The 18835-nt window shown below is 35.7% G+C and carries 10 protein-coding genes and 2 pseudogenes; 8 read left to right on the top strand and 4 right to left on the bottom strand.

The window, feature by feature from the left end; genetic code table 11:
* Window positions 1-64 precede the first annotated feature (64 nt).
* The 3 genes from J4P91_RS24920 to J4P91_RS24910 form a co-directional block, all read right to left on the bottom strand.
* The gene (locus tag J4P91_RS24920; protein ID WP_207996219.1) at window positions 65-655 is read right to left on the bottom strand and encodes a TetR/AcrR family transcriptional regulator; all 591 of its coding nucleotides are present in this window, start codon (window positions 653-655) and stop codon (window positions 65-67) included.
* Window positions 656-720: 65 nt separating this feature from the next.
* On the bottom strand, window positions 721-1167 hold the full coding sequence (locus tag J4P91_RS24915; protein ID WP_207996218.1) for a hypothetical protein: 447 nt from the start codon (window positions 1165-1167) through the stop codon (window positions 721-723).
* 22 nt (window positions 1168-1189) lie between these two features.
* Window positions 1190-2320: an FAD-dependent oxidoreductase gene (locus J4P91_RS24910; RefSeq protein ID WP_207996217.1), complete on the bottom strand. Its 1131-nt coding sequence runs from the start codon at window positions 2318-2320 to the stop codon at window positions 1190-1192.
* A 732-nt stretch (window positions 2321-3052) separates the two neighbouring features.
* Between J4P91_RS24910 and J4P91_RS24905 the strand changes: the two genes are divergently transcribed.
* From J4P91_RS24905 to J4P91_RS24890, 4 genes are all read left to right on the top strand, one after another.
* Window positions 3053-3253 (top strand): choline-binding protein A, encoded by a 201-nt coding sequence (locus J4P91_RS24905; protein WP_307802551.1) that lies wholly within the window; start codon window positions 3053-3055, stop codon window positions 3251-3253.
* Window positions 3254-3318: 65 nt separating this feature from the next.
* The gene (locus J4P91_RS24900; RefSeq protein ID WP_207996216.1) at window positions 3319-4296 is read left to right on the top strand and encodes a SagB/ThcOx family dehydrogenase; all 978 of its coding nucleotides are present in this window, start codon (window positions 3319-3321) and stop codon (window positions 4294-4296) included.
* Window positions 4297-4329: 33 nt separating this feature from the next.
* A complete protein-coding gene (locus tag J4P91_RS24895) occupies window positions 4330-11340 on the top strand; it encodes a non-ribosomal peptide synthetase (protein ID WP_207996215.1) in 7011 nt (2336 codons plus the stop codon).
* 55 nt (window positions 11341-11395) lie between these two features.
* Complete coding sequence (locus J4P91_RS24890; RefSeq protein ID WP_207996214.1) at window positions 11396-12850, top strand: pyridoxal phosphate-dependent decarboxylase family protein; 1455 nt, start codon at window positions 11396-11398, stop codon at window positions 12848-12850.
* A 511-nt stretch (window positions 12851-13361) separates the two neighbouring features.
* Here the strand turns inward: J4P91_RS24890 and J4P91_RS29140 are convergent.
* Window positions 13362-13832, bottom strand: a pseudogene (locus J4P91_RS29140) (hypothetical protein).
* A 613-nt stretch (window positions 13833-14445) separates the two neighbouring features.
* On the opposite strand from J4P91_RS29140, the gene J4P91_RS24885 reads away from it, so the two are divergent.
* The 4 genes and pseudogenes from J4P91_RS24885 to J4P91_RS24870 all read left to right on the top strand — a co-directional run.
* Window positions 14446-14628: a YolD-like family protein gene (locus J4P91_RS24885; RefSeq protein WP_207996213.1), complete on the top strand. Its 183-nt coding sequence runs from the start codon at window positions 14446-14448 to the stop codon at window positions 14626-14628.
* Window positions 14629-15256: 628 nt separating this feature from the next.
* A complete protein-coding gene (locus J4P91_RS24880; protein WP_017149845.1) occupies window positions 15257-16681 on the top strand; it encodes an alanine/glycine:cation symporter family protein in 1425 nt (474 codons plus the stop codon).
* Between the two features lie 124 nt (window positions 16682-16805).
* Complete coding sequence (locus J4P91_RS24875; RefSeq protein WP_017149844.1) at window positions 16806-17786, top strand: glutaminase; 981 nt, start codon at window positions 16806-16808, stop codon at window positions 17784-17786.
* A gap of 233 nt (window positions 17787-18019) precedes the next feature.
* A pseudogene (locus J4P91_RS24870) lies at window positions 18020-18835 on the top strand (ATP-binding protein); the annotation flags it as partial.

The following is an 18835-nucleotide window of genomic DNA, read 5'->3' as shown; positions in this document are numbered from 1 at the left end:
AACGTAAATGTAAATTTTGTACCAGAAGAAGGTTTTTCTTGTAGGGTAAAATCCCAGATAACTATTATTCTTTATTAATTCCTTCCCATACGACATCCAATTGCTTGTTAAGCATTTCTTTAATATTAGTTTCATGGGGATGCATTAACGATTGAGACATTAGCGTATAAAAATAGACACTCATAATAGTGGAAGTAATCGTACTTGTGTCCCAGTTACTTTTTAGTTTCTCCGTCCGTTTTGCTTGCTCAATAATGGAATGCAAACTTCCTTGTAGTTTTTGAATACTTTTCAGCTCGTTTTCAACTAAATAATTTGATTTAATAATTTCAAATACTGCATGCTTCATGAGCTCGCCATGTTCAGTAAATCTAGATAATAAATCACCTAACATAAGCTGAATTTGTTCTTTTGGATGCTCGACATTCTGATAAGTTTGTAGGCTTTCATTCCATAATTCAATTTGAGAATCCCCTAAAAATAACAAAATATGTTCTTTTTTCGCAAAGTAGTTAAAAAAAGTTCCTTTTGCAATCCCACATGCAGCAGTGATATCTTGAACAGTTACGTTTTCATATCCACGTTCTTTAAATAATTCTATTGCTTGTAGGAAAATGAGTTCTTTTAATTCTTTTTTTCTAGTTTCTCTTAGCATATAATCTACTCCTAACAAATACAATTATAGCTATTTATTGATTAACCTCAAAATAAATCTTGTTCTTATTGTTTTAAAAAATTTACCACGATCATTGGCGTCTGAAAATCATGTTGTATTTGAACCCCTTGGGTAGTATTTTGATTTGTATCTTTTGCTACTGTAATTGTATCATTATCATTTACCCATATTAATAAAGTTTCTTTTGATTTGTTAGATAAAAGTTCCATTTTAGTATTTACAGAATCTCTAGTTTGTTTATTTAAAGATATCTCTTTAGAAGTACCCTTTTTAATTGACTTAATCATTTGTCCGATAAACACCGTATCATTGATTTCTGTTTTTAGCTTATTATTCTCTTTTACATCAAGCAGTTTGACGGTAGTTATTTCTTCAGTTTTAAACGTAATTAATGGCACTTTTCCTTTTTCTTTAGTGGATGCTGAAGAAGAACACCCTATCATACAGAAAAGTAATAGAGTTGAAAAAAGTAAATATGTATATGTTTTCATTTTCTTCACCACATTTTATTTTTTAAACTTCAAATTTATATAAATCATGTGCTTGTTTTTCAGAAATCCATCTAGGTGTATGTTTCATTACTTGATCTCTTAGCACAGTTAAAGCTTTACTTTCCAGTTGTGCTAGCTTACCAACTGTCCAGGCCTGATTAGAAATCTTCTCAACTCTGTTTCTTCTTTTTTTGTCATACTCCATAAATGCTTGGTGATAGTCGCTATTTTTTTGAATACATTCTGCGAGAATTCTAGCATCTTCAATTGCTTGACAAGCTCCCTGTCCTAAATTAGGAGTAAGTGCATGTGCTGCATCCCCTATAAGCACAACACGTTTGTCAAAAAACTGCTTCATGGGAACAATATCCATGATATCGCGGTGAATCATTTTGTGTTGCTTAGCGTGTTTCAAAATGTTTGGGATAGGATCATGATAATTTTTAAAGTGGTTATACAAATCATCAATTGTGTATGCGGCAAATCTTGCGTCATTAGCTTGTGAGTTTATTAAAGCATACCAATATACTTGATTGTTAGGCAGTGGAACAATACCGAACCGTCCTTTTGTACCCCAAGTTTCAATGAAATCGTTCGCTAAGGAAAGATTTTTAGAGGAGATTACGCCACGCCAACACGTATATCCCGAAAAACGATAATCACTATGCGATAGCTGCTTTCGAATAAGAGAATGAATCCCGTCTGCTGCAATCGCTATGTTGCCTTTAATCTTACTTCCATCACGAAAACGTATTTGTACAGTATCTTCATTATTTTGTTCAACCTGTATACATTCTTTTCCCCATTCAACTGTGTCAGGATGCAGAGAGGATAACAGCAATTGATGTAAATCCTTTCTATGAATGGAATACATTTTTGGATAAGAAGTTGGAATCATTAATTTGTTAAGAGTTTTCCCTTTTTCAGATAATAAATGAAAGCCATCACTTTCGTTTCCAACTCGCTTTATTTGATCAGAAATACCGTATGGTTCCAGTGCTTGTATAGCATTGGGGGCAATAATAATACCTGCGCCAGCAACAGTGGGCTCGTTATTTTTATCAAATACTTTTACATCTAAACCCATTTTTTGAAAGGCAATCGCTGCGGAAAGACCAGCAATGCCACCACCAATAATGATAATGTTATGCATTCATTTTCCCCTCCATTAATTCTTTTAATGATTAAGTAATTCATAAAGAGAGAAGCAATAAAGTATTAAGAACTTGGATCAAAACGTAAAATTTCAAAACTGCTTGAGTGGACATCTTCTCGTAGACTTATTTTTTTAGTCACTGTGTTGCTTGTAAAAGAATGTCCTTTTCAATTCTTTTTGCATCATTCTCTTAATGTATTATCATTTAATGACCTTGTTCATTTTATGACTATGGTCATTAAATGATAAATCAATGTTAATATTTTAAAAATTTCTTGTCAATCAATCTTTTTTTATTGATAGGGATTCACCACACATGCCCATCAAGCTAAGTTTGTGTTTTCTATGAATTATGGATATAAATTTATCTTAGGTTGATAGTGATGTATGGTGACCTCTTATAGAGGATGTGAAATTACAAACGAATATTCTGACATTTTATTCTCAACATATTCTCACTTTTTCTCACTGACATTTGGGGATTTATATATTATTCTTATTATTGCGAGTTTTCGAAAAATAAATATGAGAAGGGGAATGGTTTATTGTATGAGATGTTCTTTATCTGTATTATGTACGTCAACTATTTTGTTGACGTCTATCAATGGAATAGCTGTAGCTGAAACTACAACAAATTTTAGTAAACTTGTAAAGCAATCAGTTTAAGCTGCTCCAACAGATGGGTGGTATCAAGATAATGGAAAGTGGTATTACTATAGGAATGGACTTGTGCAAAAAGATTGGCAATCTATTAATAATGCTTGTTACTATTTTGATTCATCAAGCATTATGCTAGTTGGTTGGCAATCCATTAAAGGGACTTGGTATTATTTCACACCTACAGCTGGTAGTGAACAAGGCCGAATGGTAACAGGATGGAAACTTATTAATGATAAATGGTATGAATTTCAACAATTATGTACTATATAAAGGTTGTTTTTTGTGGATTGGAAGATTGTATTTTTAAAATAAATTAACCTTTTATGGAGGGGAATATGAGCGAGCAAATTTATTATTGGTCTCCTATTAAGCATTGGGAGAAGTTGCATAATGAAGTTTTGATAGGGGGAACGAGATATACAGGAGTTATGTCTGAGTGGTTTCCTGAGTTTTATTTTCTTGCCCAAAAGGGGGTGACGATCAGTCAGCTATTAGAGCGCTTTTCGTTAGGGAATGAAGGAGAGGCACAAAAAATAGTAGAACTTATGATAAAGAATCGGGTGTTAGTAAGTAACATATTACATCCAAGAGAAGTATTCTCCACACAAGAAAAAATTTTTCCGAATCCATATAGCGATCAGATTCGCTTCTCTAAAGATGATCTAGATAAGTATATCAGTGAACAATTAAATCGAATGCATCCTGCTGCGCGGTCAACCGGAATTCAACTTGAAACAAAAGATGAGCTTCCCGCCATGATCAGGGAGCGTAGATCTTGCCGCCAATTTGATATGAAAAATCCCGTACCTTTTTCAGAATTCGCGCAACTGTTTTCTACTTTCAAACAGAGGAAAGAAGAAAAAATCTACTACCATTACGCCAGTGCGGGTGGAGTTTATCCCATTGATATTTTCGTCTATATAAAACCGAAACGTGTAGAAGGTATGAAAGCTGGTTTTTATTATTATAGCCCATCAGAGAATAGTCTTTTGCTTGTAAACAACATTGACCAAGTAATCAAGAGTGATCATGAGATGATTAACCAGGAATTATTTACCCAGTCTGCCTTTTCGATTTATCTAGTCTATAATGCGCGCGCTTCCATGCCTAAATATGGTTCAGATGGATATTTATTTGCTTGCATTGAATCAGGCATCATCACTGCTACGTTAAATATGGTGGCTGAGACATTAAACTTGGGAGTTTGTTCCGTTGGGCATATGAAATTTGAGGATATTCATCGCTTTTTAAGTTTGGATAACCATCAAGTATTTCTCCACGGGATTGAAGTTGGGTTAAAAATCAGTGAATAGATGGAAATTAATGTTAGGGGGCTAAAGATAAAAATGCACATCAAAGATCGGAGTTCGATTCATGAGTATAAAGTGGCAGAATCGTTTTGGAAGGAGCAATTATCTTACGATGTACCTGATTTTTCGTTATTTAATAGCGGTTATCAAATGAATAAAGACAATCCATGCGACCATGTTCAAGTCATAATGGATGCAGAGCTTAGTCAAAGTTTACAAAAAGTAAGTAAGTCACAGGATGTATTTTTATTTAGCTGGTTACAGGCTGCTTTAAGGGTTTGCTTGTTGCATTATACAGACCAAGAAAGGATCACAATCGGGGTTCCTGTAATCGGAAAAGATCACGAACAAAGGGAGAATTTGAATGATTTGCTTCCTATAGGAACTGAAATCCATCTCCATTACTCCTTTAAGCAAGTAGTGGAGCAGGTCCAACAAACGACTTTACTTGGTTATGAAAATCAGCGTTATCCACTCTCTGAATTATTAGCGAAGCTCTATTCAAATCCATTTCAAATCATTTTGGGGATGGAAGGATTACATAATAAGAGTTCAATAGAAGAATGCTCAGAGAATGAATTAGCCATCTGGATACAAAGAAAATGGAATGAAAAGCATAATGAATTTGAATTTCAAATTGCTTGCAAGTCTCATTCTCTTTTTCCTTTACAACAGTTTGTCAAATCTTATCTTTATGTTTTAAAGCAAGTGTTGAGAAATCCTGATCTGGCTGTGAAAGATATCAGTATCATTTCGGAAGAAGAAAAAGAGTTGCTAGAAGGATTTAATCAAGTTCAGATGGGCATAGACTTGTCTCAAACATTTCAGGATTTGTTTGAGGAGCAAGTGTTGAAAACCCCAGATCAAATTGCTGTTATTTGTAATAATCAATCTTTGACATATAGAGAATTGAATAAGAAAGCAAATCAATTGGCTTCTGTTCTTCAAAGTAAGGGTGTGTCCAAAGAAAGTATTATTGGGGTTATGGTAGATCGATCATTGGAAATGATCATTGGCATGTTGGGGATTTTAAAAGCTGGTGGGGCTTATCTACCAATCGATCCTCACTATCCCAGTGAACGAATTGAATATATGTTACAAGATAGTCAAGCAAAATGGTTACTGAGCAAGCGAACAGAGAAAGAATTGCCGCAATTTGCCGGTGAGGTGTTGTATCTTGATGAGGAACATCTCTTCCAAGGTGAAGAAAGCAATCTAGATCGAGAAAGTGAACCTAATGATTTGGCTTATGTTATTTACACATCAGGATCAACAGGAAATCCAAAAGGCGTAATGGTGGAACAGAGATCCCTCGTCCATTTCTTAAGCATTATGAGAGAAAAGCTAAAAGATAATCAGTCGTTCTTGTTTCTTGCTAGTGTTTCTTTTGATATATCTCTGTTAGAAATATGTATCCCTTTAACTCAAGGCTCGAAGGTAGTCATTGCTACAGAGGGACAGTTTGCAACAAAAGAATTGGCTCATTTGGTCAAAGAACATAAGGTGGATTTATGGGAATCGACCCCATCGCGAATGGAATTGATTCTGAGTGATCCAGAAGGGGCAGAGTTTCTAAGAGATTTAAAGGCCATTTTGTTAGCAGGAGAAGCATTTTCGATTGATTTGATTGAAAAAATTCGAAGCATCAGCGAAGCGCAAATTTTAAATATCTATGGTCCGACAGAAACAACCATTTGTGCAGCAGTAAAAGATTTGAGTACTGCCAAAGAAGTGACGATCGGGAAACCTAATCCCAATTATCGTTCTTATGTATTGAATAAATATAGTCAAATGAAACCTTGGGGAATGCCGGGAGAGCTCTGTATTGCCGGAGTGGCGGTAGCTCGGGGTTATCTTGGTAAATCTAAATTGACAGATGAAAAATTTGTCCCGAATCATTTTGTGACGGGAGAAATGATGTATCGTACTGGTGATCTCGTCCGATGGTTACCTAATGGAGAACTTGAATATCTCGGTCGAATGGATCATCAGGTGAAAATACGGGGATATCGGATTGAAATAGGGGAAATCGAGGCTCAGCTAAAGAGACATCCAGAGATAAGCCGAGCTATTGTTGTTGATCAGGTAGATGGAAATAGAAATTTGTTAGCTGCTTACTATCAATCGGATAAGAAGATCCCTTTTGAAAAGCTCAGAAAATATCTAAGCAATAAATTGCCTGAGTTTATGATTCCCGAAAAAATGATTCAGGTAAAAGAGATTCCACTGAATCCAAATGGAAAAGTGGATCGAAAAAGGTTGTTGGATTTAACTCAAACAGATCAAATATCCATCCCATATGTCGCCCCACGAAATCAAATCGAACAGAAATTGGTGCAAGCATGGGAAAAAGTGATGGAGATTGAGCGGATCGGTATTCATGATAACTTTTTTGTCTTAGGAGGAGAGTCGATTAAGACACTACAGATTATCAATTTATTAGGAAAAGACCATCTGAAAGTAAGTACAAGGGATATTTTTAACCATCCCACGATTGCTCAACTTAGTTCTTGTGTAGAAGTGGAGCAGAAAGAAGAAAGCCTAGATAAAACACCAACCCGTGTTAAAGATTTGTCCAAGCCATTTTCCTTAACAGAAGTTCAAACAGCTTACATGTTAGGGCGTAATCCGCAGTTTGAATTAAGCGGCATTTCACCTCAAACGTATTTTGAATATGAAACAAAATTGGATATCAATCGGCTTTCGCAAAGTTTCCAAAAGGTAATTCAGCGCCATCCTATGTTACGAGCTGTGATCTTGCCAGAGGGAAAACAGCAAATCTTACAAGACGTTCCTGATTATCAGATTGAAATAGAAAATCTCATTGGTTTAGATGATGGGAAACAAAATGTTCGATTGCAAGAAGAACGTTCTCGAATGACCAACCATGTATTTCCTTTGGGGCAATGGCCTTTGTTTGAATTAAAAGCCTTTCTTTTAAAAAAAGACACTTATTTGTTATGTTTTCGATATGATGCTTTATTGATGGACGGGGCAAGCATGAACATCGTTGGACATGATTTGTTGCATTATTATCACAAACCAGATCAAAGATTGGAATCTCTTTCTTTTGATTTTCAAGATTACATGTTCATCTATGATGAAATGGAACAAAGCAAAGAATATAAAAAAGCAAAAGATTATTGGACAAGTAAGCTGCCTGACTTTCCATTTGCGCCTTCTCTGCTGTTAAAAAAGGATCCAGCAGAGATTGCTACCCCTAACTTTCAATCACTTACTAAGATCTTGGACAAAGACAAATGGACGAAGTTACGGAAGCTAGCACAAGAGAAAGAAGTAACTCCTTCCGCACTTCTTTGTACGATATATGGAGAAGTGTTGGCATATTGGAGTAATCAACATCGATTGGCAATGAATCTGACTGTATTTAACCGTTATCCTGTTCATGAAGAAGTAGAGCAGATTGTGGGAGATTTCACTTCACTCATCTTGTTGGACGTGAATGTGAATCCAGAAGAATCTTTCTTTACCAGAGTGGAGCAAACTCAATCGACTTTATTAGATGGACTTGAACATCGTCATTATGATGGAGTTAACTTTATTCGAGATTTTACTCGATATCACCAAATGAGACCAAAAGCAGTCATGCCAATTGTTTTCACCTCGATGCTAGCAGGCGCGGGTGCTTTTGCTTGGGAGCAGCTTGGCTCTCTCCACCATATTCACGCTCGGACTCCACAAGTGTATTTGGATAATGTGGTAATTGAAAAAAATGGAGAGTTATTGATTAGCTGGAACTATGTAGAAGAATTGTTTGATGTTGATGTGATGGAAGCAATGTTTTCTCAATTTGTCGATCTGTTGGAACAATTGGTGAAACAAAGAGACGTAACCTCTTTGCAAGTGAAAAAATCGGATCAGACTTTAATTGAGCAGTATAATCAGACAACAGAAAAAATACCTTCGACTACCCTGTATCAATTGTTTGCAGACCAAGTACAACGTATACCAGATCAAGTGGCAGTGGTCTTTGAACAAGAGTGGTTAACTTACTTGGACCTTCATCAACGCTCCAATCAAGTTGCTCACTATTTGCAAGAACAAGGGATTGGTCTAGGTGACAAAGTTGGTATTTTGGCACAGAGACGGGTTGATACGATTGTTAATATGATGGGGATATTAAAAGCGGGTGCTGCTTATGTACCTATCGATCCCGATCATCCACCAGATCGACAAACATATATCTTAGAAAATAGCTCATGCAAACTTTTGTTGGAACCTGGTCTTTATGAAGAGAAACATCTGTCATTATATGCAACCGAAGATCTGCCTACCATTGCTGGTCCGGAAGATCTTGCCTATATTATCTATACTTCAGGAAGTACCGGAAAACCAAAAGGAGTGATCATTACTCACCAAGCGGTTGCAAATACCATTCAAGATATCAATCAAAAATATCAGGTGAATGAAGACGATCGCATTATTGGTATCTCCTCCATGTGTTTTGACCTGTCTGTATACGATATTTTTGGAGCGTTAAGTACAGGTGCAATGTTGGTAATGATTCGTGATCCGAGAGACATGCAAGAGCTGATCCGTACGGTCGAACGCAGAGGAATTACGATCTGGAATACAGTACCTGCAATCATGGATTTGGCATTGGATCAGGTAGGTTCTCATTTTGAAAATTCTTCCTTGCGTTTGGTCTTACATAGTGGGGATTGGATTCCACTCCCTTTACCAGAAAAAATAAAACGACATTTCCCGATCGCGGAAGTAATTTCACTGGGAGGGGCAACAGAAGCATCAATTTGGTCGATTTATTATCCAGTCAAACAGGTGGAAGCACACTGGAACAGCATTCCATATGGGATGCCTTTGGCAAACCAAACGTATTATGTGTTGAACTACGATAAGAAAATGTGCCCAGTTGGTGTGATCGGTGATTTATATATTGGGGGAGTGGGTCTTGCTCAAGGATATTTGAATGATGAACAGAAAACGAACGAAGTGTTTGTGTCACATCCAGACCTTGGTCTTATTTACAAGACAGGGGATTGTGGCAGGATGCATCCCGAGGGATATATTGAATTTTTAGGACGCCAAGATTACCAAGTCAAAATTCAAGGATATCGAGTGGAGTTAGAAGAGATCGCCCATTGCCTTCTCACTTACAACCAAGTAGACCAAGCTGTAGTGATTGACCAGACAGATGAGAATGGGATAAAATTTTTAGTCGCATATGTGGTAACTGAGCAAGATATCAGTACAAAAGAACTACGAAAACATTTGCGAGACCACTTGCCAGAGTACATGATCCCTTCTTATTTTGTTTATTTGGAGCGACTACCCTTGACCCCTAATGGAAAATTAGATCGAAAGGCGCTTCCTGCTCCAGAGAAACAAAAAAATGATGTGTATATTGCTCCAAAAACTGAAATGGAAAAAATATTGACCAGTGTATGGCAAGAAGTGCTCAAAGTAGACCAAATCGGAGTAAATGATCATTTCTTTGCTTTGGGTGGCGATTCGATTAAGGCCATTCAAGTTTCTGTAAGACTTTATAGACAAGGATTTCAGTTAGAGCCAAAAAATCTATTTGCCTTCCCTATATTAGGTGACATGGTTCATTTTGTTAAGAGGCTAGACCATCCTTTACACTCACAAACAGACGATATAAACAAAAAGAAAGAAAATAAAGTTACATCACTGAATGTTAGAGATAAACAGCTTAATCAACATACGCTTAACAGAATACAAGAAAAAATGCCGGATATAAAAATAGAACGAATCTATCCATTGGCACCCTTCCAACAAGTTATTTATGAACATGCTGTAGCTGAACCTGATACCAATGCTTATTTTGAACAAACGATTTGGACACTTGAGGGGCAACTGGATGTAGATCTCTTTATTCAGTGTTTTCAACAATTAGTTAATCGTCATGATTCTCTAAGAACGATCATTGTGCAAGGTGAACAAGAACAACCTTGGCAAGCTGTGTTACATGATGTTCAAATGATTTCAGAGGTACAAAGCTTGATTGAGATGACGAGACAAGAGCAGCAGGAATGCTTGGACCAGTGGATGAGTGAAAATTTAGATCGAGGATTCAAAAATGATGAACTCATGACCCGTCTTTGTGTATTTCAACTAGGCAATGCCGAGTATAAGGTAGTTTGGAGTGCCCATCATCTATTGTGTGATGGTTGGAGTGTCAGTATTTTGTTAGACGAATTATTCCAACTTTATGAAGCGGAAAATGCGGGAACTACAGTGGAATTACCTCCAGCAAAGCCTTTTCAAGCATTCATTGACTGGACTTTAGCGCAAGACCATGAGAAAGCACGCCATTTTTGGCGCCATTATTTATCAGGGTATAATCGGAAAATCAGCATTCCCAAAAAGAAAGTACCAACTCATAGTAAAGGGTTAAGCTTCACATTTATGGATTTAACGTTAGATGAGGATCTGACCAATCAGTTACAGACATTTGTAACCAAACACCATGTAACCATGAATTCGGCTTTACTAGCTGTATGGGGTATATTGCTTGGCAAATACAATGGAACGAAAGAAGTAGTATTACCCAATCTGGTATCGGTCAGACCTCCCAAAGTGGAAGGGATTGAAAATATGTTTGGTCTGTTCACAAATGTTTTGCCTATCCGAGTAGCCTGGGAAGAAACGCAATCTTTTGTGGATCTCCTGCAAAAAGTTCAACAAGAAACATTGAAATGTAATGAGTATGCTTACTATTCATTTGTTGAGATTCAAAAACAAAGTGAGTTGAACGATCAGTTGACCGACCATCTTTGGGTGTTTGAAAACTATCCAACTAACCCATCCATTTTCTCTTCAAATGAGAACAGAAATTTTGCCATCACAGATTACCAAGTCGTTGATGAGCCGCATGTGAAGTACGGAATTATGTGCTTCCCTGAAGAGAAACTTACAATGAAGTTTGGATATGATCAAAATAGCTATGAAGCGGAGCAAGTACAGGGAATATTGAATCACCTCCATACGTTAATTAAAACGATTGTTCATAATCCAACACAGACGATCGGCGATTACAAATTATAAAAAATGAAAAGGCGAGCAACAACTCGCCTTTTAAAATAGAATAGGAGTGAAACAAGTGACGGAAAACCTGCAGTTATCAGCCGAAGAGATGCGTCAGTTAGGATATCAAGCGGTTGATATGATCATTGATCATATGAATCATTTGAAAAGCAAACCAGTATCTGAAACGATTGATAGTGATATTCTCAGAAACAAGCTGACTGAATCAATCCCAGAAAACGGATCCGATCCGAAAGAGCTCCTTCATTTTCTTAATAGGAACGTGTTTAATCAGATTACCCATGTGGATCATCCTCATTTTATGGCTTTTGTGCCGGGTCCCAATAATTATGTTGGGGTAGTAGCAGATTTTTTAGCAAGTGGATTTAATGTATTTCCAACAGCTTGGATAGTAGGCGCAGGTGCTGAGCAAATCGAATTAACGACAATCAATTGGTTAAAATCGATGTTAGGATTCCCTGATTCGGCTGAAGGGCTATTTGTAAGCGGAGGTTCCATGGCTAATTTAACCGCGCTTAATGTAGCTAGACAGGTCAAGCTTAATAATGACATAGATAATGCGGTTGTTTATTTTTCCGACCAGACTCATTTTTCTGTGGATCGGGCACTAAAAGTATTGGGTTTCAAACACCATCAAATTTGCCGAATCGAAACGGATGAACATTTACGAATTTCAGTCAGTGCTTTGAAAAAGCAAATAAAAGAAGATCGAACAAAAGGGAAAAACCCATTCTGTGTCATTGCTAATGCTGGAACAACTAATTGCGGAGCGGTTGATTCCCTCAATGAGTTGGCTGATCTTTGTAATGACGAAGATGTATGGCTACATGCGGATGGAGCCTATGGTGCCCCGGCAATTCTCAGTGAAAAAGGAAGTGCTTTGCTTCAAGGAATTCATCGTGTCGATTCCTTGACGTTGGACCCTCATAAATGGCTTTTTCAGCCTTATGATGTAGGCTGTGTACTCATTAGAAACAGCCAATACTTAAGCAAAACATTTCGTATGATCCCAGAGTATATCAAGGATACGGAAACCTATATAGAAGAAGAAATCAATTTTGGAGAATGTGGAATTGAACTTTCGCGCAGATTTAGGGCGTTAAAGGTGTGGCTGTCTTTTAAAGTGTTTGGAGTCGCAGCTTTTCGCCAAGCAATTGATCATGGCATCATGTTGGCTGAACAAGTTGAAGCGTTCTTAGGGAAAGCGAAAGATTGGGAGGTGGTAACACCTGCCCAGTTAGGAATTGTTACTTTTCGTTATATCCCTTGTGAATTAGCATCAACAGATACAATCAATGAAATAAACAAAAAACTGGTGGAAGAAATTACTCACAGAGGATTTGCCATGTTAAGTACGACCGAATTGAAAGAGAAAGTGGTTATTCGACTTTGTTCTATCAACCCAAGGACGACAACAGAAGAAATGCTTCAAATCATGATGAAAATCAAAGCATTGGCAGAGGAAGTAAGCACATCTTACAAACATCTTATCTCAGTTCCGCAACTTTGATATGCTGGGAAATAAGTGGTTTTTAACGATGAAACATAAGATTGAGGAGTCACGCATCATTTGGGGGAATTGTTTGTTTATCCTTGTTTGATTTGTTTTTTCATATGAATGCAAAAGGGTTCGCTAGGGAAAACGCCCCACGAACCCTGTTTTTTTATATTAATCTTGGTGCCTAACATAGCTTTTAGAAATTCACCTAAATGTTGATGGATGTGTGGCGAGACCCCTAAAACTACGGGTAGCGTTAGTACAACAACATTACAATTAGTTGTTGCAGTAAATGGGGTCATTTGTAGTACAAAAAAAGGATAGATAGAGCATATTTTATTCTGCTCTTCTATCCTTTTTAATTTACCCCTTATAATGTCTGACATTAAATGAAAACTTAGTGTTATTAGGGGGTTAAAGAAATATATTGACTTTTAATAAAATTATATTTCCACTGCTTTTTTATAATTTGTAATGCCACATATCGCATTTCTGTTACGTCAATTACAGGAACCAAAAGTAATTACTTATTTTTCATTTTCACTAAAATTTTTGATATTGCTATCCATAAATTTATAAACATTAAAGTTCCGAAAATATCAGCAACAACTACATAATGTCCTATAAATAGGTTTTCAAAGTGAAATAATGGAGTGTTATAAATGGCTATTAATAAAGATATAATCATCGAAAATAGAAAAATTTTTTTCTTAGTTATCATATAACTGCAAAACAAGAACGTATAATAAGCCCAAAATTGTGCATCATACCAGGCATGAGATAGTCGAATACCTGCTTTTGTATGCAGAGTTGTTAAAACCAGTACGAATAATACAAGTAATGCAATTAATGGAGCAAATTTAACGAATTGTAAAAGGTTTAAAATGCGCTTGTTTGAATTTGGATGGTTTACTCCATATTCAAATATCTATTTCGTTATATTATGAATAAAACATATAAAAGCCACATTAATAATTGACATAAAAAACATCATTATTATCCCTTCTTTTCCAATGTATTAATCAACTAAAAAGTTAATTGATAGTTTATTTAAACTTATTTTTATTAAACTCTTTTTTTGTAATTTTCAAGTTTGCTCAAGTGGAATGGTTCATTTTTTTCGAGTATTTCGGGGAGTGACCATTGTCATCAACCTAAGAAAACAGGTCACCCCAAAAACGATAAATACGCTTTTTCGTTACAAGAAAGCCTAAAAATTTCGTTCTGGGGGTGTAATAAAACCTTAGCTTGATAGCGATGGGGTGGTACCCCTAATGAGGTAAAATTCGGCTTTTTTCTTATCCGTATTTGCTTAGTGTATAACGGTTAATAATTGTTTCTTCATTATGTCCAAGATTTAGAAATTCACGACGATTATCTTGAAGTTTTTTCACCAAAATGAATTTTTAAATATTTTAAAAAATATTTTATAAAAAACTGTACTTTTTGGTAAGATTCTGTACTTTTGGTTATAAATTAAAAATACGTTTCTATTAGTTTAGGGTTGAAAGCGCTTCAAAGTATGGTTTTTGAATTTTTTACTTAGCCTAGATTCTTTTACTTACAGGCTATTTATATAGATTAGTAGTGAGAAAGGAGATAAATTCATGTTCTTAAGAAAATTAGCAAAAAATCACTTAATCACTATTGATTACTATCAGAGTGGATTTTTGAAAACATGTAAGGGGCGAGTTTGCAACCTTGATTTACACCAACAAACACTTCTTTTAATAAATGAACAGCAAAAGATCTTCTCTATATGTTTATCTGATATTAAGGAAATCTATTAATGATTTTCTTTATCTATAGAGGAAAATAGAATTAAAGATTCCTGAAATACTGTAAAATTGGCAATATAATATTATATAAACAAAGTATTTAAATGAAGGTTTTGTAGCAAAAATTTGCAGACAAGTGAGGGGCAGTACATCTACTGATATCATGTGTTGATTTAGAAGGGAATACCAGGGCAGACAAGTGCTTTTCTAAGAAGTGTTAATTATAAACTAAAGAGACTATGTTCTAAAACAAATATTAAAGTGCTTATAATCGTTTTGTTTTTTGATAATTCGGTTTATATCCCTGTGCAAATAATAAAAAGAGACAAAAAGGATTTATATAAGTCCAATTTAAAAATCCAGTATACGGAACAAGTATGATGGTGCAGCCACATTTCTGGATAAAAACTATTTTTTTGCGGGAGGAGCTAGAGCATCCAAGTATACAAGCATCAGATCCTTCAAGATGTCAGCTGTACAGTTACATATTATGAATATTCGTATAAACGAGGAAATACCATTTTCATAGAAAATTTTTGTCTTTGTTGCATGTGTATATGAAACGAGGTTAGTTATGTCAGAAAATAAAGGTGATTTTATATAGATTAGGGGATATGAAATTTTGATATGAGGTGATGATATGGAACAATTCTTGTTGGATTTAGTCGGATCAACGAATGCTTTTTTATGGTCTAAATTGCTAATTATTATGCTTGTTTTTTGCGGAATTTATTTCACATTTAAATCGAAATTTGTACAGTTTCGAATGCTAAAAGAAATGGTCCGTGTGTTAATGGAAGGGAAGAATAGTTCTAAAGACCAAATTTCTCCGTTTCAAGCGTTCTGTATTGGTATGGCCGCACGCGTTGGAACAGGAAATATCACAGGAATTGCGATTGCAATTGCACTAGGCGGTCCTGGAGCGGTATTTTGGATGTGGATTATTTCTATTATTAGCTCAGCATCCAGCTTTGTTGAAAGTACATTAGCACAAATATATAAAGTAAAAGATAAAGATGGTTTCCGCGGTGGTCCATCCTATTATATGGAAAAAGGGCTAAACAAACGTTGGATGGGAGTAATATTCTCTATTTTAATTACGATTACTTTCGGTCTTGTATTCAATTCTGTACAATCAAATACCGTTACAATTGCTTTTGAGAACTCTTTCGGTACAGATCGTTTAACTGTAGGGATTATCATGGCAATTGCTTTCGCAGTGATTATCTTTGGCGGTGTGCAGCGTATTGCAAAAATGGCTGAATACAAGGTGATGTTTCTAGCAGTCTTATACATTGGAGTTGCATTATTTGTTGTAGTTACGAACATAACAAAAATGCCGGAAGTTCTTTCTCTTATTGTTCAAAACGCATTTGGCTTTAAACAAATAGCAGGCGGTTCAATTGGCGCAGCACTCATGAATGGAGTTAAACGTGGTTTATTCTCAAATGAGGCTGGTATGGGAAGTGCGCCAAACGTTGCTGCAACGGCAACAACAAGCCATCCGGTGAAACAAGGACTTATACAAGCATTTGGTGTATTAACGGATACACTGATTATTTGTACAAGCACAGCATTTATTATTTTACTTTCTGATGCATACAAACAACCAGAGCTAAATGGAATTGCACTTACACAAGCAGCATTAAGTGAACATATCGGCTCTTGGGCATCGGGCTGTCTTGCTATCTTTGTTTTCCTATTTGGATTCGGTGCGTTAATTGGGAACTATTATTACGGAGAAACAAATATTCGATTCTTACATAAAAGTAAAGTATGGTTGATGGTATACCGAATAAGTGTGTTAGCCATGATCGTATTCGGTTCGGTTGCAAAGATCCAACTTGTATGGGATTTAGCGGATTTATTTATGGGCTTTATGGTTATTATAAATTTAATTGCTATTACATTACTATCAAAAATAGCCTTTGCTGCGTTGCAGGATTACATGAAACAGAAAAAAGCTGGTAAAGATCCTATTTTTTATAAAGAAAGCATTAAAGGGCTTGAAAACATTGAATGTTGGGAGCATTATCAGGACACTTCAAAAAAGAAAAGTATGTAACAAGAAAGATATTCAGACTGTAATATGTCTGAATATCTTTCTTGGTTCTAGTGCAAATATTATTGATTATAATAAAGAAAAAATAATTCTATACAAAGTTAATAGTACGGAGGAATATGGTTAAATGATAAAGGAGTCTAGCGTTCAAGTTGAGAGTCAAGAAAAAGCTTACTTAGATCAATGGGTAGCTCATTATCGATCCTATGCTGCTAAGGGACAAAGCGCCAGTTATATTCCCGCTTTGGGGAAGATAAATTTATCGCAATTAGGTATTTGTATAGTAGAGCCAGATGGAACAATGATAAAGTCAGGGGATTGGGAGGTACCTTTTACCTTACAAAGTATATCAAAAGTAATCGGCTTTATAGCCGCTTGTTTAAGCCGCGGTATTTCTTATGTATTAGAGCGAGTTGATGTAGAACCAACTGGAGATGCCTTCAATTCGATTATTCGTTTAGAGATGCATAAACCAGGAAAACCTTTTAATCCTATGATTAATGCTGGAGCGATTACGGTAGCTTCGCTTCTGCCAGGAACATCGGTGCAAGAAAAATTAGAATCTCTATACGCATTAATCGAAAAAATGATAGAGAAGCGTCCCGCCATTAATGAAAAAGTGTTTCAATCAGAATGGCAAACAGCTCATCGCAATAGAGCTTTAGCATACTATTTAAAGGAGAATGGTTTTTTAGAATCAGATGTGGAGGAGGCACTAGAAGTTTACTTAAAACAATGTTCGATAGAAATAAATACAGAGGATATTGCCTTAATAGGGCTTATACTAGCACATGATGGATATCATCCTATTCGTAAAGAACAAGTTCTCCCTAAAGAGGTCGCTAGATTAACAAAAGCCTTAATGCTTACTTGTGGAATGTACAATGCTTCTGGCAAATTTGCTGCTTTCATTGGGTTGCCAGCTAAAAGTGGGGTGTCCGGAGGGATTATGGCACTTGTCCCCTCAAAATCCAGGGGGGATCTACCGTTTCAAGATGGATGTGGTATTGGTATTTATGGACCAGCCATTGATGAATATGGGAATAGTTTACCAGGGGTTATGTTATTAGAACATATTGCAAAAGAATGGGATTTAAGTATATTCTAAAAAGGATCATAGATGTTTTTGTGTCAGAGCGAATACAAAAATGTTCAGACCGTATAATGTGTCTGAACATTTTTGGGTTACAAAGTATCTTCCTAAAGTAGAAGAATGTAAAGAATACTCACAATGTTTAATGCTTTCGTTTATATCTTATTTATCGTTTTTTGTAAAAAATAGAGTAAGTGTTGTATTAATGTTAATAGATTTGTATACTGACTGTTAGGCGAAAGTGAGAAGTGATTATTTTGAATCTTAGTAATTTAGTAAGAAAAGACATCTATATTCTGGTTTTGATGATATTTACAGTACCCTTAGTAGGTGAAATAAAGTCATTTCCCTTAAATGAAACATTTAGAATGAGCTTTGGTGCACCAACATTTTTCTTTTTTTTGTTATTATTTCGACGAATACCAGCATTTTTGCCGGGTTTTTTAACAGCAATAGTGGTTGTAGCATTTCGTATCTTAATGGACGTCATCACAAATGAAAATATGGATTGGATAGCTGCTTTCCATATCCACTATCCTAGTTTTTTCTTTTATTTTACTTATTCTTGTCTGTTTTACTTAGCGAAAGTCGAACGTTTTCATCATCAACCACTGATGATTGGGTTTGTCGGTTGCATTATTGAAATATTATCAGACTGTGTGGAATTAATGATTCAATATTTCGTATTAAAAACAACTATCACACCAGAGGCAATAAATGAGATAATCGTTATCGCATTTTCCCATAGTTTTATCGTTCTAAGTTTTTTCAATATGATGAAACTGTATGAAGCGCAGTCAAGGGAGAGACACATAAAAAAACAAAATGAACACATGCTTATGCTTATCTCTAATTTATATGAAGATGCTGTTCATTTAAAAAAAACGTTGCAAGATGCTGAAAATATAACAAAAAAATCCTATGATTTATATAAAACCTTAGACTCTTTAGAGCATAAACAGATGAGCTTTCAGTTTGAGGGTTTAAGGCAGCAGGCATTAAAAATTGCTGGTGAGGTCCATGACGTTAAAAAGGATAACCAACGTATTTTTGCTGGACTTTCA

Source organism: Bacillus sp. XF8 (assembly GCF_017498755.1).
GTDB lineage: Bacteria > Bacillota > Bacilli > Bacillales > Bacillaceae_G > Bacillus_A > Bacillus_A bingmayongensis.
The sequence above is the reverse complement of the archived record's forward strand: the minus strand, read 5'-3'. Positions and strand labels throughout refer to the sequence as shown.

Excerpts from the sequence above, each read along its gene's own strand:
- J4P91_RS24920 (WP_207996219.1), bottom strand. The coding sequence starts at position 655 with ATGCTAAGAGAAACTAGAAAAAAAGAATTAAAAGAACTCATTTTCCTA.
- J4P91_RS24915 (WP_207996218.1), bottom strand. The coding sequence starts at position 1,167 with ATGAAAACATATACATATTTACTTTTTTCAACTCTATTACTTTTCTGT.
- J4P91_RS24910 (WP_207996217.1), bottom strand. The coding sequence starts at position 2,320 with ATGCATAACATTATCATTATTGGTGGTGGCATTGCTGGTCTTTCCGCA.
- J4P91_RS24900 (WP_207996216.1), top strand. The coding sequence starts at position 3,319 with ATGAGCGAGCAAATTTATTATTGGTCTCCTATTAAGCATTGGGAGAAG.
- J4P91_RS24895 (WP_207996215.1), top strand. The coding sequence starts at position 4,330 with ATGCACATCAAAGATCGGAGTTCGATTCATGAGTATAAAGTGGCAGAA.
- J4P91_RS24885 (WP_207996213.1), top strand. The coding sequence starts at position 14,446 with ATGTTCTTAAGAAAATTAGCAAAAAATCACTTAATCACTATTGATTAC.
- J4P91_RS24880 (WP_017149845.1), top strand. The coding sequence starts at position 15,257 with ATGGAACAATTCTTGTTGGATTTAGTCGGATCAACGAATGCTTTTTTA.
- J4P91_RS24875 (WP_017149844.1), top strand. The coding sequence starts at position 16,806 with ATGATAAAGGAGTCTAGCGTTCAAGTTGAGAGTCAAGAAAAAGCTTAC.